Source organism: Nocardiopsis kunsanensis DSM 44524, assembly GCF_000340965.1.
In the GTDB taxonomy this organism is placed as follows: domain Bacteria; phylum Actinomycetota; class Actinomycetes; order Streptosporangiales; family Streptosporangiaceae; genus Nocardiopsis; species Nocardiopsis kunsanensis.
On sequence record NZ_ANAY01000010.1, the window covers coordinates 1 to 20,619 of the forward strand.

The following is a 20,619-nucleotide window of genomic DNA, read 5'->3' on the forward strand; positions in this document are numbered from 1 at the left end:
CGGTGGTTTTCGGTCTCCGGGGTCCGCACGGGGCCGCTCCAGCTCCCCCGGTGTGTTCCAGCTCCACCGGCGTGGGAGATTCTCCGAGGCAGGGGTGCACACGCCTGTGGGCCCCGGCTGCAGTGCTCCGCCGGGAGTGCGCGGGGCCGTTGCTTCCGCAGGAGCGAACGGCCGCGCCCACGCCGCAAGCGTTGACCGCAATGCCGCGCCCGAGGGGGTTGGCGGTTGGCCCCCCATTTCTTCGGGCGGATGGTTGGTCTGCGGCCGTGGGGTGTTCGGCGGCGAGAGCGGGCCGGCCCGGCGTCAAGGGGTGGACCGCACACCCCGAGGCGCCGCGAGAACCCATCACACACCCGCCACATTCACCGCAATGAAAGAGGCGTGGCGGGGGGCCGAAGCGGGTTGCGGGAAGCCCCGGCCGGGCTACGCTCGACGCTCCGACGAACACCACCCACCCGTCACCGGTCCATCGACCATCGGCCCCGGCCCACCTGCACCGGTCCATCCACCCCCAACGCACCTCCCCACTCCGGGACCAGAGCCCCCGACCCTGACACAAGCTAACGAAGTACTACTAGGCCTTGCGCCCGACCCCGCCGTAACCGTCCACCTCGGGCGGAGTACCGAACTCGGTGTCCTCGCACCGCCAACGGGTGACCGTGGTCAGGCCCGGATCGACCAGTTCCACCCCCTCGAAGAACCCTGCGATCTCCTCCTTACTGCGCAGGTTGTAGGCCACCGCACCGCTCTCGTTGTAATCCTCCTGCGCCTCGACATTGGCCTGGTGGCTGTGCGTTCCGTCGCTGAGGACCAGGTGGCTGTCCGAAGGGAGCGCCTCCAGCAGGGTTCGCACGATGTCCTTGGCCCGCCCGTAGTCGGCGACGTGGGCGAGGACACCGATGATGATCAGCCCGACCGGCTCGTCGAAGTCCAGACGCTCCCGGGCAGCGGCCAGGATCTCCTCCGGCTCCTCCAGCCCCGCGTGGAGATAGTCGGTGTAACCCTCTTCGGTACTGGTGAGCAGAGCGCGGGCATGGGTGAGCACCAAGGGATCGTTGTCCACGTAGACGATCCGCGCGTCCGGACGCATGGTCTGCGCCACCTCGTGGGTGTTGTCGGCCGTCGGCAGGCCGGTACCGATGTCGAGGAACTGGCGGACCCCGGCCTCCTCGGTCAGGTAGCGCACCGCGCGCATCAGGAAGGCCCGTGCGGCCCTGGCCTCCTGGGCGATCCCGGGGAAGGTCGCCAAGAACTGCTCCCCCGCCTCGCGGTCCACGGGATAGTTGTCCTTGCCGCCGAGCCAGTAGTTCCATACCCGTGCGGAGTGGGGGACGGAGGTGTCGATCGGGGGCTGAGAGGGATAGGTCATACCGGCGAGGGTAACCCCCGCGAAGACGGGACCGCCTCCACAGGAGTCCCTTTTGCAGGACAGGTCTGCGGGGAACGGTCGTTTCCCGCAGACACCGGAGATGTCGCGGACGCAGGAGATGATCTCCGGCAGCGCGGCGGCCGTGGTCACGGAACACGACTCCGACAGGAGAAGGAGGAAGCAGAACACGCGACCGGCGCCCTTGCCGAACGCCATCAGGGGCACGGCACCGGTTCCGGTGCAGGACTGGGCCGATGCTGTGTTTTCACTGGTGAGAGCGCCAGCAGAAACATCTCCTGCGAAGGGTCACCTGTCGGTACCGGTCAGTGGGCAGATCGGACTCGCCGGAAAAGCAACTACACATCCTCACAGCCAGTGATGAGGACGACCGCCCCGCGCATGCTCGGATCCCGACGGGCTCCCAGCGCCATGCAGATGGCGCGTTCGCCCAGTTCATGGGGCACCTTTCAGCCGGCGCGCTCCTCACCCTTCCCAGGACTGAGAGCCTCCATCACACCCGGAACGAAACAGATCCAGGCCAGCTCCCGCACCCGGTGCCGATCGAACGCGAGCAGACTGCGCGCGCCCGGCGCGAACGCCGCCGGCCCGCGCCGGGCGGCCGCACGCAGCCGTCGCCAGCGCCGCGAATGCGTCTTGTGGCTGCGCTCGGTCACCCTCCGCCCTCGCGCGTTCTGCCCCTTCCGGGCCTCCTGCGGGGTGGCGTCGATCATCAACACGTGCATCTCGTACCGGCGGAGCCGGCAGAGCAGGGCCAGCAGCACGCGTACCGGGCCCCGGGTCCCGCACTCGTGCGCCACCACCGGGCCGCCGCGCAGCGCCGCGGCCATCCGGGCCAGGTGCAGTACGTGCACCACCCAGCGCCACAGTGGGTAGGGAACCCGGCCGAGCAACGGTCCCAGCTGGTGCCGCGACTGCAGCGAATCGATCACCCGCACACCGTCCGCGGTGAGCACGGTCCGCTCCTCGTTCCCGCGGATCCCGAACAGCCGCCGCAACAGGGTGCTCTTCCCGGCCCCGGGCACCCCGGTGACCAGGACCAGGGACCGCCGGGGGTAGACCATGCCGCGCACTGTCGCCTCATTCACCGTGGGCACATGCCGCGCCGGCTCTCGGAACATCTTCGGTAGCTCCCCAAAGCCGGCCCTCGCGCCGGCGGGGCGCGGCTCTGCAGCCCGCGTCATCGACGCCATGACGCTACCGGGCATCGGCGAATCCGAAAAACGCAGGGCATACAGAGCCTCCATCGCACTCGGCACGAACAGTACCGCCCGCATCCGTACGAGCTGAAGCAGAGGTGCGCGATCGAGGCCCCGAGGCTGAGCGTCGGGGTGGTGAAGGAGGCCGGTCAAGCAGTGGGACCAACTGGGGTGTCTGGAACAGGCACCAGTGGAGGCCTTCACCATGACAGGACAGTTGCTGCGTCGGGCTCTGCTCGGGGCTGAAACCGGTCTCAGGGCGGCTGATCCCTCAGAGAATGCCTGGGGGATCGGCAAGGCACTCGGAGCCGACCGGATGGTTGGGCGGTTGCGAGTCGTGAGGACAAGGGCCAGCCCAGAACTGGTCACTTCAGTGTGTGATGTGCTCGTTGCAGGTTTTTTCTGTGCGCCCCGGGTGCGGATTGCAGAGCAGTAACGCTCTGAGCTTCAGCAGGTCGCGAAGTGCAGACCCCACGCCCGTGGGGGTGGAGCGGAGGCGGGGATCATCGCTTCCCACACGACCGTGCAGACCCCACGCCCGTGGGGGTGGAGCGCCCCGCAAGGCCTGCAAGGCGTTGGCGGCCTCGCAGACCCCACGCCCGTGGGGGCGGTCAGTCCGGCCTCGCTCGGACAGCCGCACTGCCGTCATCGTTCCTGCTGCCTTCGATGCGCCCGACAAGCTTGCCGCCGGGGGTGTTGCCCCGGCCCGTCCCGGCTCGGCCGGTGGTGCGATGGGAACGTTTCGCAATCGCCTGGTTCCGGTCGGTGTTCATCGCCGAAGTCGGGAATGAAAACGGTTGTCATATCATTCTTGTGGTCGGACACCGGAAACAGGAGGAAGCATGGCACGCAACGAGACCCGCCCCATCACCAAGCTCAAGTCCACCGCCGGAACCGGACACACCTACGTCACGCGCAAGAGCCGGCGCAACACACCGGACCGCCTGCGCCTGAAGAAGTTCGACCCCGTCGTACGACACCATGTCGAGTATCGAGAGGAGCGCTGAGCCCATGAGATCCGGGATCCATCCCGAGTACCGGCCCGTCGTCTTCCGCGACAAGGCCGGCGACTTCGCCGTCCTCACCCGGTCCACCGCAACCAGCGACCACACCGTGGAATGGAGTGACGGGAAGACCTACCCGGTCATCGACGTCGAGATCTCCAGCGCGAGCCACCCCTTCTACACGGGTGCGGCACGTGTGGTCGACACCGCCGGGCGCGTGGAGCGCTTCAACCGCCGTTACCAGCGCAAACGCTGACCATCCGCTCTGGGTGTGCGGCCGTAGCGCCCACCGGGCCGACCCGGAGCACGAGCATCGCCGCCGGAACCGATCCGGCGGCGGTCCCAGCTCCCCCGGCCGGGTCGTACGAAACACCCTCATCCTGTGAGCCCGGATCCCCGCTGGTCGGGCACTCTGGGAGACGTGACAACCCCAACCGAGACCGACCCCAGGAACGCGGGCCCCTCGCCCGTCGCAGGTGTACCACGCAGACCCGTCGACCTCTTCGTCGGCGTCGCCGGACTCCTGCTGCTGGCTGCCGTCCTCATCGCCGTGCGCGTGGCCACCGGCCCCGGACAGGCCGCCGACACCGAGGGCCTGCGCGCCCTGATCCCCTCCAGTCTGCTCTTCCTGGTCGCGCTGGGCGCCAACCTCTTCATCCTCCTCCTCTTCTGCGTCAGCGCCCTGCGCGCCCTCTTCCTGCGCCGCCTGCGCGACCTGGCCCGTTCCTCGGCCGCCGGGGTCGCTGCCTACGGGCTCGCCTCCCTGGTCAACGCCGCCCTGGCCGCCCTCGTCGGCTCCGGCGGGCCCACCCTGTCCGGGACACCCGGCGAGGTCTTCACCAGCGCCAGCCTCGGCTACGTCGCCGCTGCCATCGCCGTGGCCCGTACCCTGCCGCACGGGCTGCCGCGCGTGCGCGCCTGGCTCTGGGGCGCCACCGCCACCGCCACCGTCAGCGCCGTCCTGGCCGGGGTCACCAGCTTCCTCGCCCTGCTGGTCACCGTCCTGGTCGGTCTGGCCTGCGGGGCCCTTGCCCTGTACGCGGTCGGTACCAGGGCAGCACCCACCGACCTCGTCCGGAGTTCCCACGAGGAGCTCGCCCGTTTCGGTATGCCCGCCGACCTCATCAGCCCCGCCGGACACGACCACGACGGCAACCCCCGGTTTCTCGCCGACCTGACCGACGGGTCCGTCGTGGAACTGTCCGTCCTCAGCTCCGAGAACACCTCCGGTTTCTGGCGGCGCCTGCGCGACCTGCTCTTCCTGCGCGGGCCCGTCGCCCCGCGCATGCTCTACGGGGTCCGCCGCCGCGCCGAGCACGCCGCTCTCATGGGCCAGAGCATGCGCAGTACCGGGGCACACACCCCCAGGGTCCTGGCCGTGGGCGAGCTCTCCCCGGGAACCGTCCTGCTCGTGCGCGAGGTCGTGGCGGAGCGCTCCTTCGACACACTCACCCCTGAAGAGATCACCGACCAGCTCGCCGACCGCTGCTGGCACATGCTCGGCAACCTGCGCCGCCACCGCCTCGCCCACGGAGATCTGAGCGGGGACACCCTCGGTCTCACCGGTGACGGCGGCCTCGTCCTGACCGGTGTGGACCGCGGTACCGTGGCCGCACCCCAGCTCCGTCTCTCCCTCGACTCGGCCGCGCTGGTCACCCTGCTGGCCCTGCGTATCGGTGAACGCCGCGCCGTCGACTCGGCCGTACGTGCCCTCGGTGTCAACGGCACCGCTGCCCTGCTGCCCTTCCTCCAGCCCGCCGGCCTGCCCTACGCCCAGCGCGCGCGTCTGCGGGCCGACCGCGGTCTGCTGGCCCGGATGCGTGAACACATCGTCACCCTGGCCCCCGAGGCGCCCGCCGCCCCGGCCCGCCTCGAGCGGATGCGTCCGCGCACCGTCGTCAGCGTGGTCGTGGTCACCGTCGTCGGGTTCGTACTGCTCAACCAGCTCACCGGTGTCGACTTCGCCACGATCGTCGGCGCTGACCTGTCCTGGTCGGTGGCGGCCCTGGTCATGGCCACCGTGTGCATGGTCGCCGCCGCCATGGTCCTCATCGGGTTCGTGCCGTTGCGTCTGCCGTGGTGGCGCACGGTCCTGGTGCAGTACGCCGGTTCCTTCGTTCGCATCGCCGCGCCGGCCGGGCTCGGGTCGATCGCGATCAACTCACGTTTCGTGGTCAAGGCCGGGGCGTCCACATCTCTGGCCCTGTCCGCGGTCGGCCTGAGCCAGGTGGTCGGGTTCCTGGTGCACGTGCCGCTGCTGCTGGTGTGCGCCTACCTGACCGGGACCTCCTACTGGACCGGTTTCACCCCTTCGCCCACCGTCGTGCTCGTGTGCCTGGCCGCCACCGTCGCCATCGGCGCGGTCCTGCTGCAGCCGCGTATGCGCCGGGCCGTGGGCGAGCGGGTACGGCCCTATCTCAGCGGGGTCCTGCCGCGGCTGCTGGACACACTCCAGAGCCCGGGCGGTCTGATCCTGGGACTGGGGGGAACCCTGCTGCTGACCATCGGGTTCGTGCTGTGTCTGCACTTCTCCGTGCTGGCCTTCACGCACCCCGGTGAGGAGGTCAGTCTGGTCGCCGTCGCCGTGGTCTTCCTCGCCGGCAACGCCGTCGGGTCCGCCGCACCCACCCCCGGCGGGCTCGGGGCCGTGGAGGCCGCGCTCATCGGCGGTCTGACCGCTGTCGCCGGGATCCCGGCCGCGGTCGCCCTGCCCGCGGTGCTGCTGTTCCGGTTGCTCACCTTCTGGTTGCCCGTCCTGCCCGGTTGGGCCGCCTTCTCCTACCTGCAGCGCAGGGAAGCCATCTGACCCGGGCCGGGGAGGGACGGGTACTCGTGGTGCGGCGCGTCCCGGGCCGGGCACGGTCTGCCGTCCCGGGGGCACGGTCCGGGGCGGCGGCCGGTACGGTGGCCACCCGAGCGACCATCCAGGAGGAGACCGTGCCGGCACTGGACCGGATCCCCGTGACCCTCATCGACGGGCGCGAGACCACCTTCGGGGAGTGGGCCGGAAAGGTCCGCCTCGTGGTCAACGTCGCCTCTCGGTGCGGATTCACCCCCCAGTACGAACAGCTCGAGGCGCTCCAGCGGCGCTGTGCCGAGCGCGGCTTCACAGTCGTGGGTTTTCCCAGCAACCAGTTCCTGCAGGAGTTCGGCGGCGACGACAGGATCGCCGAGTACTGCTCGGCCACCTGGGGCGTGACCTTCCCGATGGCGAGCAGGACCAAGGTCAACGGGCGCGGCCGACATCCCCTGTTCGCCGAACTCTCGCGGACGGCCGACGCCAAGGGCAGGGCCGGCAACCTCAGGTGGAACTTCGAGAAGTTCCTCGTGCTGCCCGAGGGCACCGTGCACCGGTTCCGTTCCACCACCCGCCCGGACGCACCCGAGATCGTCGAGCCCCTGGAGAAGGCCCTGCCCGGACCGGCCGGTTGAGCCGCAACGGCGGCCGCCCCCGGGGAGCGGCCGCCGGGGGAGGGGTCACAGCAGGTCGGCCGGGGTGTCCAGCACGGTCGTCTCGCGTGCGGCCACCAGATCGAACTGCGGGCCGGTGCGGGGCAGCTCGTGCCGGAAGAAGTACCGGGCCGCCGCGCGCTTGCCGTCGTAGAAGGCCCCTTCGTGTCCACTCGCGGCCACCGACTGCTCCAGCCACATCCACGCCAGCACCACATGGCCCACTGCTTCCAGGTAGGGCGTGGCGTTGGCCAGCGCTACTTCCGGCCGGCCCCCCGACCAGGCCGCCGCAGCTGTGTGCGCGGTACGTTCCAACGCCGACTCCAGCAGTTCCGCGTGTTCGGCCTCCTGCCCGCCCAGGGCCCGGGCCCGCCGCACACATCCGCGTGCCTGTTCCACCAGCAACGACAGGCGTTTCCCGCCGTCCTGCACCGCTTTGCGGCCCAACAGGTCCAGCCCCTGGATGCCGTGTGTGCCCTCGTGGATCGCGTTGAGCCGGTTGTCGCGGTAGTGCTGTTCCACGTCGTACTCGCGGGTGTAGCCGTACCCGCCGTGCACCTGGATGGCCAGGTCGTTGGCGACCACACACCACTGCGAGGGCCAGCTCTTGACGATCGGGGTCAGGACGTCCAACAGCAGCTCCGCGCGCTCGCGTTCCCGGGCGTCCTCGTGGCTGAGGGTGTCGTCGACCAGGCGTGCGCTGTAGAGCACCAGCGCCATGGCCCCTTCGACGTAGCTCTTCTGGGCCAGCAGCATCCGGCGTACGTCCGTGTGCTCGATGATGGGCACCTGCGGTGCGCCGGGGCCCTTGGCGGCCGCTGGGCGGCCCTGCACACGCTCGCGGGCGTAGGCGAGCGATTTCAGGTACCCGGTGTAGCCGACCGCGGTCGCTCCTGCGCCGACACCGATCCGGGCGCCGTTCATCATGTGGAACATGTATTTCAGGCCCTGGTGGGCCTCACCGACCAGGTGTCCGATCGCCCCGGGCCGGCCCTGGGGGGTGTGGCGGCCCTCCCCGAAGTTGAGTAGTGCGTTGACGGTGCCCCGGTAGCCCATCTTGTGGTTGAGTCCGGCGGGGACCACGTCGTTGCGTTCGTCCGGTGCACCGTCCGGCCCGGGCAGGTACTTGGGTACGACGAACAGTGAGATGCCCTTGACCCCGGGCGGGCCGCCGGGGAGCTTGGCCAGGACCAGGTGGACGATGTTCTCGCTCAGTTCGTGGTCGCCGGCCGAGATCCACATCTTGTTGCCGAAGAGCCGGAAGGCGCCGTCCTCGGCCGGTTCGGCGCGTGTGGTGATGTCGGCCAGGGAGCTTCCGGCCTGGGGTTCGGACAGGCACATCGTCCCGGTCCAGCGGCCCTCGACCATCGGGCGGACGAACGTGTCGATCTGCTCCTGGGTCCCGTGCTCCAACAGGAGCCGTGCGTTGCCGCTGGTGAGGAAGGGGTAGGCCGAGGTGCCCAGGTTCGCGGCCTGGAACCAGGCGTTGCAGGCGCTGGAGACCACGTGCGGTACCTGCGCCCCGCCCACCGACTCGGGCATGCCCAGGGAACTCAGGCCGGTCTCGGCGTAGACCTTCAGGGCCTCGCCGACCTCGGGGTTGACGTGCACCTGTTCGCCGTCGAAGCGGGGCTCGTCGGTGTCGTTGGTCTTGTTGTGCGGGGCGAAGTGGTCGGTGGCCACGCGTTCGGCCAGCTCCAACGCGCCGTCGAAGGTCTCGCGGGAGTGCTCGGCGTAGTGGGGGCGTTCGGTCAGCTCCTCGGCACCGAGCCATTCGTAGAGCAGGAAACGCAGGTCACGTGCGGACAACAGGGTGGACGCCACGGAGTTCCTCCATACCATCGTGGACCGACTGGTCGGTATGTTATCCGACCTCGTGGTGCGGGTCACCCCGGAGTCCTGTGCGCGGCGGGCCCGTATGCTCGGGGGCGCCGGAACCACCCGGCGCACGAGCACCGGCGAGCCCGCCGGGGCCGCCGCCACACCCGCCACCGACCACCCGAGGCGCACCTCATGAGCCACACCCCAGAGCCCGTCCGCAAGGTCCTGCTGCTCAACGGGCCCAACCTCAACCTCCTGGGCACCCGCGACCCCGCCCAGTACGGCACCACCACCCTGGCCGAGGTCGAGGCACGGGTGGTCGCCCTGGGCGAGGAGCTCGGTGTGGAGGTCGTCTGCGCCCAACGCAACGGCGAGGGCGACCTCGTCGATCTGGTCCACGGCGCCCGCGACTGGGCCGGCGTCGTGATGAACCCCGGAGCCTACGCCCACTACAGCATCGCCCTGCGGGACGCCGTCGACGCCGTCGAAGCGCCCGTCGTCGAGGTCCACATCTCCAACGTCTACGCCCGCGAGAGTTTCCGCCACACCTCCGTGACCGCACCCGTGGCCGCCGGTTACATCGCCGGCTGCGGCGTCCTGGGCTACGAACTGGGCCTGCGCGCCGCGCTGCAGCGTTACCCGTGGAGCCCGGCCTCCGCCGACAGCCCGGCGAAGTGAGGCGCGCGCCCGGCCGGGATCAGCGGTAGGTCATCAGGTCCGTGCCGCCGTGCTCCAGGTGCGCGTGGTCGTTGAACCCGACCAGCTGGGTGCCGCCGCGCCCGTGCAGCAGCTTGGTGACCGAACCGTTGACCACGATCCGGTTCATCGCCAGGAACCCCGGCGTGGAGGTCGACAACAACACCGAACACACGGTCGATATCACCCCCGCGGAGGTGAACACCAGCGCGGTACGGCCCCGCTCCGACCGGGACACCAGGTCGGTCAGAGCTGCCCGTACACCGTCCCGGAAGTGGTTCCAACTTCCCGGACCGGTCTCACCCGAACCCGTCCACGTGGTGAGCGAGGCGTCCAACCGCTCCTGCAAGGACCCGCTCCTGTGCGGGTCCAGGGACAACAACCGCAGATGGTCGTACTCGTCCCAACGCCGATCCACCTCGGTCGGCCCCTCGACCCCGGCCTCGGCCAACGCCGCGTGCGCGGTCTGCCGCTGTCGCCGCAGCGAACCCGACACCACCGGCCCCACCGACAGGTCCCGGCGCCGCAACTCCGCGCCGAGCAGGCGCGCCTGCTCGTACCCGGTCGCGCTGAGCTCGTCGTAGTCGTCCGCCTCGGGGGAGGCCTTGCCGTGGCGGATCAGATAGATGGTCGGCATCGCCTCAGGCTACGGGGGCGCCCTCCGGACAGGGCGGGCGGGGCGCCCCCGGACGCGGAGCGGCACCACGCCCCGGGGTCAGATCCCCTGGGCCGGTGCCGCGGTGCCGGTCTCGAAACGCACCACCACCGACTTGGACGTGGGGGTGTTGCTGATGTCGGCCGTGGAGTCCAACGGAACCAGCACGTTGGTCTCGGGGTAGTAGGCGGCCGCGCACCCGCGCGCGGTCGGGTACAGCGCGACCTTGAAGTACGGAGCCCGGCGCTCGCGGCCGTCCTCCCACTCGCTGACCAGGTCCACGTGCGAGCCCTCGACCAGACCCAACTCCTGTGCGTCCTGCGGGTTGACCAGCACCACACGGCGCCCGCCGGCCACACCCCGGTAGCGGTCGTCCAGCCCGTAGATCGTGGTGTTGTACTGGTCGTGCGAACGCAGGGTCTGCAGCAAGAGCCGCCCCTCGGGGATCTGCGGCGCATAACTGCCGTTGCGGGTGAAGTTGGCCAGCCCCGTCGCCGTCGGGAACCGGCGGTCGTCACGCGGAGCGTGCGGCAACGTGAACCCGCCCGAACGGCGTACCCGGGTATTGAAGTCGTCGAAGCCCGGCACCACCGCAGCCACGTGATCGCGCACCACGTCGTAGTCGGCCAGGGAGTCCCAGTCCACCGACGAACGCTCGCCCAGGGTCCGGCGGGCCAGCTCGCGCACGATGTCGACCTCCGAACGCATGCTCTGCGCAAGCGGATCGAGGACCCCGTGGGAGGCGTGCACCTTGCCCATGGAGTCCTCCACGGTCACCCACCGCTCCTGGCCCCCGTGCATGTCGCGGTCGCTGCGTGCCAGTGCCGGCAGGATCAGCGCCCGGGTACCGGTGACCACGTGCGAACGGTTCAGCTTGGTGGACACGTGCACGGTGAGGCCCACCTGCCGCATGGCGTCCTCGGTCACGAGCGTGTCGGGGGAGGCCGAGACGAAGTTGCCGCCCATCGCGAAGAACACGTCGACCTCACCGCGCCCCATGGCCCGGATCGCCTCGACCGTGTCGTGGCCGTGCTCGCGCGGCGGCTCGAAACCGAACTCCTCGCCCAGGGCGTCCAGGAAGTCCTCCGGCGGTTTCTCCCAGATACCCATCGTACGGTCGCCCTGCACGTTGGAGTGGCCGCGCACCGGGCACACCCCCGCGCCCGGGCGCCCCACGTTGCCGCGCAGCAGCAGGAAGTTGACGACCTCGCGGATCGTGGGCACGGAGTGCTTGTGCTGGGTCAGACCCATCGCCCAGCACACCACGACGTTCTCGGCCTCGGTGACCATCGTGGTGATGCGCTCGATCAGCTCGCGCTCCAGGCCCGTGTCGCGCTCCACCCGGGGCCAGAACTCCTCGTCCGGTTCGGCCAGGAGCTCCTCGGCGTAGTCGTCGAACCCGTGCGTGAACTCCTCCACGAACGCACGGTCCAGCACCTGTTCGCCGCGGGCGTCGGCCTCCAGCAGTAGCCGGTTGACCGCCGAGAACAGGGCCAGGTCACCGCCCAGGCGGATCTGCGCGAACAGGTCGGTCAGGTCGGTGCCGCGCCCCAGGAGCCCGGCCGGGGTCTGCGGGTCGCGGAAGTTGGCGCTGCCGGCCTCCGGGAGCGGGTTGACCGTCACGATGCGCGTTCCCGCACGTTTGGCGCGCTTGAGGGAGCTGAGCATCCGCGGGTGGTTGGTGCCCGGGTTCTGGCCCGCGACGATGATGAGGTCGGCGTGCTGCAGGTCCTCCAGGGACACGCTGCCCTTGCCCACACCGATGGTCTCCGACAGTGCCGAACCGGAGGACTCGTGGCACATGTTGGAGCAGTCGGGCAGGTTGTTGGTGCCCAGGTCCCGCGCGAACAACTGGTAGACGAAGGCCGCCTCGTTGCTGGTGCGGCCCGAGGTGTAGAAGACCGCCCGGTCGGGGTGGTCGACCCCGCGCAGCTCCTCGGCGATCAGGTCCAGGGCGCGGTCCCAGCCCACCGGCTCGTAGTGGGTGGCGCCCTCGGCCAGGTACAGCGGCTCGGTCAGGCGGCCCTGCCGGCCGAGCCAGTACCCGGACCGTTCGGAGAGGTCGGCGACGGAATGGCGGGCGAAGAACTCGCCCGTCAGTCCACGGTTGGTGGCCTCCTCCGCCACGGCCTTGGCGCCGTTCTCGCAGAACTCGGCCGTGTGGCGTTCGTCGGCCTCGGGCCAGGCGCAGCCGGGGCAGTCGAAGCCCTTCTTCTGGTTGACCTTGAGCATGGCGGGCAACCCGCGCATCACGCCGGCGTTCTCGGCGACCTGGCGCACGCTCTTCAGTACCGCGGGCATGCCGGCGGCGAAGGTCTTGGGGGATCCGGTCTCGGGGGAGTCCTGAGCGGGATCTGGCTGTTCAGGGTGTTGAAGTGTCACACCTGTATCCTCCCACCTGCTCTTTACCGCTGGAAGGGCGGCTTCGTACCTGTGGACGAACACGGCCCACCGCTTGCGAGCCCGACCCGCAGCAGACGCTAACCTGCCCGGAGTCGTCGACGGCACAAGGGGAACCCATGGCACACACACGACTGGCCAGACTGGAGGACGCCGCGGAGATCGCCGCCCGCCTGGCCGAGAACCGCGCGTTCCTCGCTCCCTGGGAGCCGTCGCGACCCGAGGAGTACTTCACCGCCCAGGGCCAGTACCGGCTCCTGGACCAGCAGCTGACCGGCTACATCGACGGCCACGAGGTCCCCTTGGTCGTCACCGACGAGGCCGACCGCATCGTCGGACGCATCAACCTCAACGGCATCGTGCGCGGCGCCCTGCAGTCGGGCACCCTCGGGTACTGGATCGCGGCCGCGCACAACGGCAGGGGCCTGGCCACCGCAGCCGTCGGCGAGGTCAAGCGGATGGCCTTCGGCCCCCTGGGCCTGCACCGCCTGCAGGCCGAGACGGTCCCGCACAACGCCGCTTCCCAACGGGTGCTGCGGCGCAACGGGTTCCGGCCCTACGGACTGGCCCCGGAGTACCTGCGCATCGACGGCCGCTGGCAGGACCACGTGCTCTTCCAGGCGTTGAACCCGCGCGGCTGACCCCGGCCCGGGGTGTTTTTCCCCCGGAACCGCGGGGCCCCGGTGCGGCCCCCGGAGAATTGTCGGTGCCCGGCCCTAACGTGGTACGGGCCCGAACACCGATCCGCCCGCACGGGCGTCACCGGAGGAGCCCCCCATGGCACTGCGCTGGTACACCACCGTGATCGACTGCCGTGACCACCATGCCCAGGCGCGCTGGTGGGCCCAGGTCCTGGGCTGGCGGCTGATCTTCGACACCGAGGAGGAGGCGGTCGTCATCCCGCCGTGGCTGGAGGGCACACCCATGACCCTGCAGGAGTGGGACCGCGGCAACCCCGGGCTGGTCTTCGTGCCCGTGCCCGAGGACAAGCAGGTCAAGAACCGCCTGCACCTGGACCTGGCCGCCCACGTCGAGGACGACCGGGACGCCGAGATCGCACGCCTGGAACGGATGGGTGCGCGCAGGGCCGACGTGGGCCAGAGCGGTGAGGTGCCCTGGACGGTCCTGGCCGACCCCGAGGGCAACGAGTTCTGCGTGCTGGGGTCCCGCGAGTTCTGAGGCAGGCGCCGAGGACACCCCTCACTCGCCGGGGCGCCCTCCCTCGTCCTCCTGCCGGAGCTGCTCCTCCTGGTGCAGGGCCTTCGCCTCGCGTGCCTCCGGCTCCTCCCCGGTGAAGGCCTCGTCCAAGGGGTCGCGTTCCTCGGTCGAGCTTTCGTACTCCTCCTCCAGGAACGTGGGGTCCTCCCGGTCACCGGGCAGGGCCTCGTCCTCGGTGGTGTCCTCCTGCTCGGGGACACCCGCCTCGTCCCAGTCCTGTGCCTCGGCGTTGATGGGGTCCTCGGGGCTGTGTGGTTCTTGATGGCTCATGCCCGATTCGTAACCGTTCGAGCGGGGGCTCAATCAGGAGTGCGGGCCCGGCCCCGGAAGGCGGGCCCGCGGCCGGGCCGGAACGCGGCGCGTCCCGGCCCGGGAACGGATCAGGGCATGTAGCGCGGCCCGCTCGCGTCGCTCTCGTGGTGCAGGCGGTCCAGTGCGGTGGCGTAGAAGGTGTGCCCGCCCTCGATGTCCGGCGCCGTGAACGTCGCCGTGCCGTCCTGGCCGGCACGCACGGTCCCCAACAGGTTGCGTGCGTCCTCGATGCCGCAGACCGGCTTCCCCTCCGGCGTTCCTTCGATCGCGTACACCGCGTAGTAGGCCGGGTCCGAGCCCTTGGCCGGGGCCAGTTCCAGCTCCGGGTCGCCCTTGCCCGGTGCGGAGCCGGTCACGTACGGCGCGTCCGGGGCCTGGCCGCCCAGGTCCGGATCGACCGGTACCAGCGCCGGGTGCGCGTAGTGCTCGCGCTGGACGATGTCGAAGGCCTCCTGCGCGTTGGAGCGCAGCGAGGTCGCGCTGAAGTAGACGTCGCCGTGCACGCCCGGGCGGTCCCGGTTGAAGTCCAGGTGTGCGGAGAGTTCACCGGGGTCGTCGGTCCAGGGACCCGCCGACTGCCCGACCTTGTAGGCGGCCTGGCCGATGTAGAGGTGGGTGCCGGTGGTCGCGGCGACCTCTTCCCACCAGGGCACCAGCACCGAGTAGTCGGCCACGTCCAGGCCGATGTGCCAGTAGATCTGCGGGTTGATGTAGTCGAGCCAGCCCTCGGTGACCCACTTGCGGCTGTCGGCGTACTGCTCGTCGTAGGACTGCATGCCGCCGGTGTCCGAACCGGCCGGGTCGGTGTCGGAGTTGCGCCAGATCCCGAAGGGGCTGATGCCGAACTTCACGTGCGGTTTGGTGGCGTTCACGGCCTCACTGACCTCGCGGACCATGGTGTCGACGTTGTCGCGCCGCCAGTCGGCGATGTCGTCGAAGCCCTCCCCGTGCTCGGCGAAGGTCTCCTCGTCGGGGATCTCCTCGCCCTCGACCGGATACGGGTAGAAGTAGTCGTCGAAGTGCACCCCGTCCAGGTCGTAGTTCTCGACCGAGTGCATCATCGCCTCGATCACGAAGTCGCGTGCCTCGGGCACCCCCGGGTCGTAGTAGAGCTGGCCTCCGTAGGAGAAGGTCCACTCGGGGTTCTGCCGGGCGGGATGGTCATCGACCAGGCGCGAGGGGTCGTCGTGCATGGCCACGCGGTAGGGGTTGTACCAGGCGTGGAACTCCAGGTTGCGCTCGTGGGCCTCCTCGACGGCGAACTCCAGCGGGTCGTAGCCGGGGTCGCCACCTTGCTCGCCGGTGAGCCATTCCGACCACGGTTCGTGCGGGGAGGGCCAGAAGGCGTCGGCGGTGGGGCGCACCTGGACGATGACCGAGTTGAGGCCCTTGTCCACGGCCCCGTCGTAGAGCTCGACCAGTTCGGCCTGTTGCTCCTGCGCGCTCAGGCCCTGTTCGCTGGGCCAGTCGATGTTCTCCACACCGGCGATCCACTCCGCGCGCATCTGGCGTTTGGGCGGGGCGTCCTCCACGGGTCCGCACTCCTGGGGGCCCGGTTCCTCGGGTGTGGCCAGGGCTTGTGGTGCGTGCAGGAACGGGATGGTGAGTGCGGTGGCCAGGGCACCGCTCATGAGCGCGGTGCGGGGGATCGAAGCGGTGTGCGCCCGGCGTGGGCGGTTCCGGTTCCTGTGCGCCAACATGGCTCCTTTGTGAAAGCTCCAGCGAACGGGGCCGGGGCATGACCGTAGGTGACAAACCAAACACGCCAGGTATGCCCCGGTGGGCTCAGGAGAGAACCTTCATGATCTTGGCCGTGTTGGCAAGAGTTCTACGCAAGGTCGGGACGCGTGTGGCGGATGATTCCCAGGGTTCTCATGACTGGTGCGCCAGAAATGTCTCGATTGAGGTGGTCCAGGCTTCGGGCCGGTCCACATGGGCCATGTGGCCTGCACCGTCCAACAGAACCGTCCGTGACCGCGGCAGGAGCGCCGCGGCGCGCTCGGCCACGCGCGCGGGAAAGACCATGTCCTGGCGCCCGTGCAGGAAGAGCCACGCGGCATCCGCCTCGGCCAGGCGCCGTGGCCCCTCCGCCGGGCGTGGTGAGTCCAGCGCTCCGGCGCGCAGGGTCCGCAGCCAGTGCGCGGACCAGTGCACACGGTCCAGCACCCGCCTGTAATGGGCGATCCGGTCCTGACGCCACACGTTGGCGGGTGCCCCGGCCCGGGCGGCCCGCTCGACCAGCGCCGGAGTGGCGGGTCCGGGCGCTGCCCATACCCGGCTCTCGGCCGCGCGCCGGCGTTCCCGTTCCGGCCAGGGGCCGAAGTCGGCATCGGTGACCGGCCACAGGGTGCTGGAGGCCATGATCACCCGACCGAACGGGCCGGGATGGTCCAGGACCAGGCGTTGTACCACCTGGCCGCCGACCGAGAACCCCAGCAGATCGGGGCTCTGCAGGCCCAGGTGTGCGATGAGCCGGGCCAGGTCGCGGGCGGCCGCGGCGAAGCTGCACGGGCCGGGGGAGGAGCGCCCGCACCCGCGCAGATCGGGCAGGACCAGGCGCCGGGGCCCGAGTCGTGTGAGCGGGTCCAGGAGGTAGGAATGGTCCCAGTCGGGGCCGCCGTGCACCACCAGGAGCGGTGGTGCACCGGGCGGGCCGCTCAGGGCACAGTGCAGATGCATGCCCCCGCCGACGGGCACGGAAATGTGCTGCGGGTCCATGGGACCAGCCTGGCACGTGCGGGACGGAAGGACACCTGTCGGGGCGCCTGCTCCCGGCCCCGGGGCAGAAGGCTGCGCCGGGCTCAGTCGACCGCTGAGGGGATGCCGCCGGTCATTTTCACCAACTCGGCGAAATCGGTGGGAAAGACCGTCCGGGGCGTGCCGCCGGCGGCCCACAGGCACGGATGATCCTCCAACGCGGTGTCCACGACCGTCTCCACCGGTTCCGGGTGCCCCAGGGGCGCCACGCCGCCGATCGCCTGGCCGGTGGAGGCGCGGACCTCCTCCGGCTTCGCACGGCGGACGAGCTCCTTGCCCAGGCGTTGGGCCAGTGCCTGCGTGTCCACTCGGTGGCTCCCGCTGGTCATGACCAGCAGGGGGCGTTCGTCGGCCATGAACACCAGGCTGTTGGCGATCGCTCCCACGTCGCATCCCAGGGCCTCGGCCGCGTCTGCGGCGGTGCGGGTGGAGGCGGGCAGCTCGCGCACGTGTCCCCGGACGCCGATCCCGGCCAGCGCCCGGGCCACACGGATACTGCTCTCTGGCAGGTTCTGGATCTCCTCCACGGTTCCTCCCGGGTCGGTTCGTGGCCGACAGGCTACGTCCGCCGGGGCACGGAAGGCTCACGAGGTCAGTTCGGCCGCCAGGTCCCTCCGGTGTTCGCGGACCCACATGAGGCTGTGGGCCACCTGCTCGGTCTCGCCGTCCCGGTACTGGGCGAGCATACGCGGGTCTCCCCGGTGCGCGCCGGACTCCACGATGTTCCGGTAGCGGTCCTGCCGGGCCATGATGGTCTCGATCAGGGACCGGCGTTCCTGCAGCCCGTAGGCGTCGCAGATCAGCCGCACGCGCCGGAACGGGTCATCGGACCCCGGGCCCAGGTCCACGAACCGCCAACACAGATCGGCCACGTCGTGCAGGCGTACCCCCGGGGCGGCCGCCTCCCAGTCGACGAAGGCGTACGGGATGCCTTTCTGGCTGATGGTGTGGCGCGGGGCGAGCTGGTTGTGGCAGACCACCTCCCAGCTCCCGGCCAACCGGGTGCCCGCAGTCAGGTCGTGGAACTCACGGACCAGGGCCGCGGCCTCCTCCAGGTACTCGTCCGGCAGGTGGCGGCCGTCGTGGACAGCGGTTCCGCGCAGCACGCCGTGGATGATGCGGTTCTCGTGGTCGCGGCCGTACAGGCGTGGCGCGCCCTCCCACCCCTGCTCGTGGAAGTGGCGCAGCAACGCGCGTTCGAAACCCGCATTGCCGTGCATGGGGCGCAGTGTGAACTCGTGGTCGAAGCGGACCCGGGACGACGTGGCATACATCAGAGCGGCCCTCCCACTTCGAAGCTCGAAATATCTACGTCGTAAAGGTCATGCGTCGGCCGACGCCCCTGCACCACAACACCCCCATTGGTCATGCTGTCTCCATCGTCCGGGCCGAGCGCATCGATGTGGTCGCGGTTCGGTGACGCCCTCATTCGGATGCAGTCTCTGTTGTAAACCAGAACGAACTGCGCTTCACGTGACGTTACCTGTCATATCCCTCAGGAGTTTCTCCAGTACATCGCATGCCCACTCCAGTGCGGCGGTGTCAGCTGAGCCATACCCCAGTACCAGGCCGTGCACCGATTCCGTTCCGAAACTGCAGTGTGCTGTGTCCACGACCAACACACCCCGCTCGGCCGCACCCGCGACGACGGGGCGCACCGCTGCGGCCGGCAGTGGTAGGAACACGTGCAACCCAGCTGTGTCCCCCTGCAGCCACGGGCTCAGGCGCTGCTTGAGCAGCCGCAGGCGCCGCGCGTACTCGAGCCGCATCCGACGCAGGTGGCGATCCAGCTCACCCGTGATCGGTCGAGGACCACGACGAACACATGCGCGCACTGCGCGCCTTCGTCGAACACTTCACCCCGGGGCGTTGGGAGCAGGTGCGCCCGCCCTCCCGCAAGGAACTGGCCCGGCCCTGTCCCTGGAGGAAGCCTCCGTCAAGGTGCGCACGGGAGGCCCCGACGACGAACCCGAGGACGCCCGTCTGCCCGTATGGGCGGGAGAACTGCCCCTGACGCTGACCATGGGCGAGCCCCGCCCCGATCCCGAGCGTCAGGTCGAGGTGGCCCTGCCCGGGCATCTGGCCCGCCTGGCCGGCCGGACCTGGTGAACGGTACTTCCCGTCCCTGACACGCATCAGGGGGCGGCTCCCGGCGGTGTGCCGGGGCCCGCCCCCTGGCGTGGAGGGGATCAGCCCGTGCGGGGCCGATCAGCAGGCGCTGTCGCCGGGCTTGGGGACCCCCAGACCGAACAGCGACCGAGCCCGCAGGCCGGCCCATGTCCCGGCCAGGGCGAAGAACGCCCACAGCCATCCGTGCAGGCTGCCCGAACCGATCCCGGCCAGGTAGGCGCCGATGTTGCAGCCCCCCGCCAGACGTGCGCCGATACCCATCAGGACACCGCCGACCAGACCGGCCGCGACCAGGTTCCAGCTCAGGCCGGTGTGCACCTTCCAGGTGCCGGCCGCGCCCGCGGCCACGGCGGCGCCCAGGATGATGCCGATGTTGGTGAGGCTGATGCGGTCCTGCAGGATCGGGCCGGCCAGCTGCTCGGCCTGAGCCGGCTGGGACCAGAACGCCCACGTCTCCGGGTGGAAACCGAGGAGCTGCAGGAACTTGGCGCCCCACAGGTTGAACCCCGACGTGATGCCCCACGCGCTGCCCGAGACCGCCAGGACGGCCGCCCCCAGCCCTGCCAGTGCCACGGCCCCGGCGATCATCGGCCAGCTCCCGCGCAGCACACGCGCCAGGCCCCGGGCCGAGGGCGGGGCGCCGGTGGGCGGCGGAACGCGGCGGTTCTGCACCATGCGGGTGATGAGCACGATCGCGACCAGCACGGCGATGGTGATGCCCCAGGAGCCGAACCAGCCCACGTGGTCGGAGAGCAGTACGGCCGGGACCTCGGGCAGGTCGTTGACCAGCGGCCAGGCGGCGCTGTAGATCACCGAACCGGTGATGAACCCGATCAGGGTGATGACGATGGCCGACTGGCCCGAGCCGACGGTGAACAGGGTGCCCGAGGCGCAGGCGCCGCCGAGCTGCATGCCGATACCGAACAGGAAGGCGCCGGCGAACAGGGCGATGCCGATCGGGCCGGCCGATGCGGAGGGCTCGTTGCCGAACAGTCCGGTTCCCGTGCCGATGACCAGGGCGAACAGGGTCGCGGTGGCGCCGAGCAGGACCGCGTGCGCGCGCAGGCCCTTGCCGTTGCCCACCGCGATGAACTGGCGCCAGGCCGAGGTGAAACCGAACCGGGAGTGGAACAGGGTGAAGCCCAGGCCGGTGCCCAGCAGCAGAAGGACGGCGGGCAGGGTTCCGTGCTCCGACCACACGAAGGCCGACAGGCCCAGGGCGCCCAGCAGGGCGATGCCCAGGGGCCACCAGCGGACCGGTTCGGCCTCGGCGGCCTGTGGCGGGGGAGCGGACAGGGCCGGGCGCCATTTCAGGGCCAGGGACGGAGAGACCCGGTTGTTGTCCACTGAACCGGTGGGTTCAGGGGACAAAGTGGGTTGAGCAGACATGGTGTCCAAACGAAGGTGGCGGGGCGCAGGCGCGCCCGAGGGTCCGGGATCCGGGGTCAGCCGGTGCCGCGCCGGAAGGCAGGGGCGCGCGGGCCCGAAGGAGAGGGGTCGGGTCCGTCAGCGCGCGGCGGGGCGGCACCGGCGGCGACAGAGGCCGTCATCGGTGCTCGTGATCGACATGGAGATGAGCGCCATGCACAA

Annotated in this window: 21 protein-coding genes and 1 pseudogene; 10 read left to right on the forward strand and 12 right to left on the reverse strand. The window is 70.3% G+C overall.

What is annotated here, in order from left to right; translation table 11 throughout:
• Positions 1–574 precede the first annotated feature (574 nt).
• Both D456_RS0107745 and D456_RS0107750 read right to left on the reverse strand, forming a co-directional pair.
• Positions 575–1,369: an SAM-dependent methyltransferase gene (locus D456_RS0107745; RefSeq protein WP_026115664.1), complete on the reverse strand. Its 795-nt coding sequence runs from the start codon at positions 1,367–1,369 to the stop codon at positions 575–577.
• A 467-nt stretch (positions 1,370–1,836) separates the two neighbouring features.
• Entirely contained in the window at positions 1,837–2,508 is a 672-nt protein-coding gene (locus tag D456_RS0107750) for an AAA family ATPase (RefSeq protein WP_026115665.1), read from the reverse strand.
• A gap of 920 nt (positions 2,509–3,428) precedes the next feature.
• Here D456_RS0107750 and rpmG point away from each other — a divergent pair.
• The 4 genes from rpmG to D456_RS0107770 all read left to right on the forward strand — a co-directional run bounded on the left by rpmG (position 3,429) and on the right by D456_RS0107770 (position 7,022).
• Positions 3,429–3,593 carry a 50S ribosomal protein L33 gene (gene rpmG / locus D456_RS0107755; protein ID WP_017575601.1) on the forward strand — a complete coding sequence of 55 codons (165 nt, stop codon included), beginning with the start codon at positions 3,429–3,431 and terminating at the stop codon, positions 3,591–3,593.
• A 4-nt stretch (positions 3,594–3,597) separates the two neighbouring features.
• Positions 3,598–3,846 (forward strand): type B 50S ribosomal protein L31, encoded by a 249-nt coding sequence (locus D456_RS0107760; RefSeq protein WP_017575602.1) that lies wholly within the window; start codon positions 3,598–3,600, stop codon positions 3,844–3,846.
• Positions 3,847–4,011: 165 nt separating this feature from the next.
• The gene (locus tag D456_RS0107765; RefSeq protein ID WP_026115666.1) at positions 4,012–6,396 is read left to right on the forward strand and encodes a lysylphosphatidylglycerol synthase transmembrane domain-containing protein; all 2,385 of its coding nucleotides are present in this window, start codon (positions 4,012–4,014) and stop codon (positions 6,394–6,396) included.
• Between the two features lie 98 nt (positions 6,397–6,494).
• The gene (locus tag D456_RS0107770; protein WP_373295695.1) at positions 6,495–7,022 is read left to right on the forward strand and encodes a glutathione peroxidase; all 528 of its coding nucleotides are present in this window, start codon (positions 6,495–6,497) and stop codon (positions 7,020–7,022) included.
• Positions 7,023–7,067: 45 nt separating this feature from the next.
• Here D456_RS0107770 and D456_RS0107775 read toward each other — a convergent pair whose 3' ends face one another.
• Entirely contained in the window at positions 7,068–8,864 is a 1,797-nt protein-coding gene (locus D456_RS0107775; RefSeq protein WP_017575605.1) for an acyl-CoA dehydrogenase, read from the reverse strand.
• A 37-nt stretch (positions 8,865–8,901) separates the two neighbouring features.
• Here D456_RS0107775 and D456_RS0107780 point away from each other — a divergent pair, with 37 nt between their 5' ends.
• Both D456_RS0107780 and aroQ read left to right on the forward strand, forming a co-directional pair.
• Positions 8,902–9,057: a hypothetical protein gene (locus D456_RS0107780; RefSeq protein ID WP_160166720.1), complete on the forward strand. Its 156-nt coding sequence runs from the start codon at positions 8,902–8,904 to the stop codon at positions 9,055–9,057.
• Positions 9,054–9,539, forward strand: a complete 486-nt coding sequence (aroQ, locus tag D456_RS0107785; RefSeq protein ID WP_017575607.1) for a type II 3-dehydroquinate dehydratase — start codon at positions 9,054–9,056, stop codon at positions 9,537–9,539. Before D456_RS0107780 ends, aroQ begins: the two co-directional genes overlap by 4 nt.
• Positions 9,540–9,558: 19 nt before the next feature.
• Here aroQ and D456_RS0107790 read toward each other — a convergent pair whose 3' ends face one another.
• Entirely contained in the window at positions 9,559–10,194 is a 636-nt protein-coding gene (locus D456_RS0107790) for a histidine phosphatase family protein (protein WP_017575608.1), read from the reverse strand.
• Positions 10,195–10,272: 78 nt separating this feature from the next.
• Entirely contained in the window at positions 10,273–12,513 is a 2,241-nt protein-coding gene (locus D456_RS0107795) for an FdhF/YdeP family oxidoreductase (protein WP_373295698.1), read from the reverse strand.
• A 218-nt stretch (positions 12,514–12,731) separates the two neighbouring features.
• Here D456_RS0107795 and D456_RS0107800 point away from each other — a divergent pair, with 218 nt between their 5' ends.
• Both D456_RS0107800 and D456_RS0107805 read left to right on the forward strand, forming a co-directional pair.
• Positions 12,732–13,253, forward strand: coding sequence for a GNAT family N-acetyltransferase (locus tag D456_RS0107800; RefSeq protein ID WP_017575610.1), 522 nt, complete (start codon positions 12,732–12,734; stop codon positions 13,251–13,253).
• A 136-nt stretch (positions 13,254–13,389) separates the two neighbouring features.
• Positions 13,390–13,791 carry a VOC family protein gene (locus tag D456_RS0107805; RefSeq protein WP_017575611.1) on the forward strand — a complete coding sequence of 134 codons (402 nt, stop codon included), beginning with the start codon at positions 13,390–13,392 and terminating at the stop codon, positions 13,789–13,791.
• A gap of 21 nt (positions 13,792–13,812) precedes the next feature.
• Here D456_RS0107805 and D456_RS0107810 read toward each other — a convergent pair whose 3' ends face one another.
• From D456_RS0107810 to D456_RS0107835, 6 genes are all read right to left on the reverse strand, one after another.
• Entirely contained in the window at positions 13,813–14,100 is a 288-nt protein-coding gene (locus D456_RS0107810) for a hypothetical protein (protein ID WP_017575612.1), read from the reverse strand.
• A gap of 110 nt (positions 14,101–14,210) precedes the next feature.
• Entirely contained in the window at positions 14,211–15,842 is a 1,632-nt protein-coding gene (locus D456_RS0107815; protein WP_017575613.1) for a glycoside hydrolase family 10 protein, read from the reverse strand.
• A 172-nt stretch (positions 15,843–16,014) separates the two neighbouring features.
• The gene (locus D456_RS0107820; RefSeq protein ID WP_017575614.1) at positions 16,015–16,860 is read right to left on the reverse strand and encodes an alpha/beta fold hydrolase; all 846 of its coding nucleotides are present in this window, start codon (positions 16,858–16,860) and stop codon (positions 16,015–16,017) included.
• An 83-nt stretch (positions 16,861–16,943) separates the two neighbouring features.
• Positions 16,944–17,426: a YbaK/EbsC family protein gene (locus tag D456_RS0107825; protein WP_017575615.1), complete on the reverse strand. Its 483-nt coding sequence runs from the start codon at positions 17,424–17,426 to the stop codon at positions 16,944–16,946.
• 57 nt (positions 17,427–17,483) lie between these two features.
• Entirely contained in the window at positions 17,484–18,173 is a 690-nt protein-coding gene (locus D456_RS0107830) for a phosphotransferase (protein ID WP_017575616.1), read from the reverse strand.
• Positions 18,174–18,368: 195 nt separating this feature from the next.
• A complete protein-coding gene (locus D456_RS0107835; RefSeq protein ID WP_017575617.1) occupies positions 18,369–18,668 on the reverse strand; it encodes a hypothetical protein in 300 nt (99 codons plus the stop codon).
• Positions 18,669–18,724: 56 nt separating this feature from the next.
• On the opposite strand from D456_RS0107835, the pseudogene D456_RS28020 reads away from it, so the two are divergent.
• Both D456_RS28020 and D456_RS25540 read left to right on the forward strand, forming a co-directional pair.
• Positions 18,725–18,769 (forward strand): annotated as a pseudogene (locus D456_RS28020) (hypothetical protein); the annotation flags it as partial.
• Complete coding sequence (locus D456_RS25540; protein WP_394297277.1) at positions 18,769–19,008, forward strand: hypothetical protein; 240 nt, start codon at positions 18,769–18,771, stop codon at positions 19,006–19,008. The pseudogene D456_RS28020 and the gene D456_RS25540, both read left to right, overlap by 1 nt.
• A gap of 99 nt (positions 19,009–19,107) precedes the next feature.
• On the opposite strand, the gene D456_RS0107845 is transcribed toward D456_RS25540, so the two are convergent.
• On the reverse strand, positions 19,108–20,418 hold the full coding sequence (locus tag D456_RS0107845) for a YeeE/YedE family protein (protein WP_026115668.1): 1,311 nt from the start codon (positions 20,416–20,418) through the stop codon (positions 19,108–19,110).
• Positions 20,419–20,619: the final 201 nt, after the last annotated feature.

Excerpts from the sequence above, each read along its gene's own strand:
- aroQ (WP_017575607.1), top strand. The coding sequence starts at position 9,054 with ATGAGCCACACCCCAGAGCCCGTCCGCAAGGTCCTGCTGCTCAACGGG.
- D456_RS0107780 (WP_160166720.1), top strand. The coding sequence starts at position 8,902 with ATGTTATCCGACCTCGTGGTGCGGGTCACCCCGGAGTCCTGTGCGCGG.
- D456_RS0107805 (WP_017575611.1), top strand. The coding sequence starts at position 13,390 with ATGGCACTGCGCTGGTACACCACCGTGATCGACTGCCGTGACCACCAT.
- D456_RS0107835 (WP_017575617.1), bottom strand. The coding sequence starts at position 18,668 with ATGCGGCTCGAGTACGCGCGGCGCCTGCGGCTGCTCAAGCAGCGCCTG.
- D456_RS0107845 (WP_026115668.1), bottom strand. The coding sequence starts at position 20,418 with ATGTCTGCTCAACCCACTTTGTCCCCTGAACCCACCGGTTCAGTGGAC.
- D456_RS0107820 (WP_017575614.1), bottom strand. The coding sequence starts at position 16,860 with ATGGACCCGCAGCACATTTCCGTGCCCGTCGGCGGGGGCATGCATCTG.
- D456_RS0107795 (WP_373295698.1), bottom strand. The coding sequence starts at position 12,513 with ATGCCCGCGGTACTGAAGAGCGTGCGCCAGGTCGCCGAGAACGCCGGC.
- rpmG (WP_017575601.1), top strand. The coding sequence starts at position 3,429 with ATGGCACGCAACGAGACCCGCCCCATCACCAAGCTCAAGTCCACCGCC.
- D456_RS0107810 (WP_017575612.1), bottom strand. The coding sequence starts at position 14,100 with ATGAGCCATCAAGAACCACACAGCCCCGAGGACCCCATCAACGCCGAG.
- D456_RS0107760 (WP_017575602.1), top strand. The coding sequence starts at position 3,598 with ATGAGATCCGGGATCCATCCCGAGTACCGGCCCGTCGTCTTCCGCGAC.
- D456_RS0107790 (WP_017575608.1), bottom strand. The coding sequence starts at position 10,194 with ATGCCGACCATCTATCTGATCCGCCACGGCAAGGCCTCCCCCGAGGCG.
- D456_RS0107815 (WP_017575613.1), bottom strand. The coding sequence starts at position 15,842 with ATGTTGGCGCACAGGAACCGGAACCGCCCACGCCGGGCGCACACCGCT.
- D456_RS0107800 (WP_017575610.1), top strand. The coding sequence starts at position 12,732 with ATGGCACACACACGACTGGCCAGACTGGAGGACGCCGCGGAGATCGCC.
- D456_RS0107750 (WP_026115665.1), bottom strand. The coding sequence starts at position 2,508 with ATGTTCCGAGAGCCGGCGCGGCATGTGCCCACGGTGAATGAGGCGACA.
- D456_RS0107830 (WP_017575616.1), bottom strand. The coding sequence starts at position 18,173 with ATGTATGCCACGTCGTCCCGGGTCCGCTTCGACCACGAGTTCACACTG.
- D456_RS0107745 (WP_026115664.1), bottom strand. The coding sequence starts at position 1,369 with ATGACCTATCCCTCTCAGCCCCCGATCGACACCTCCGTCCCCCACTCC.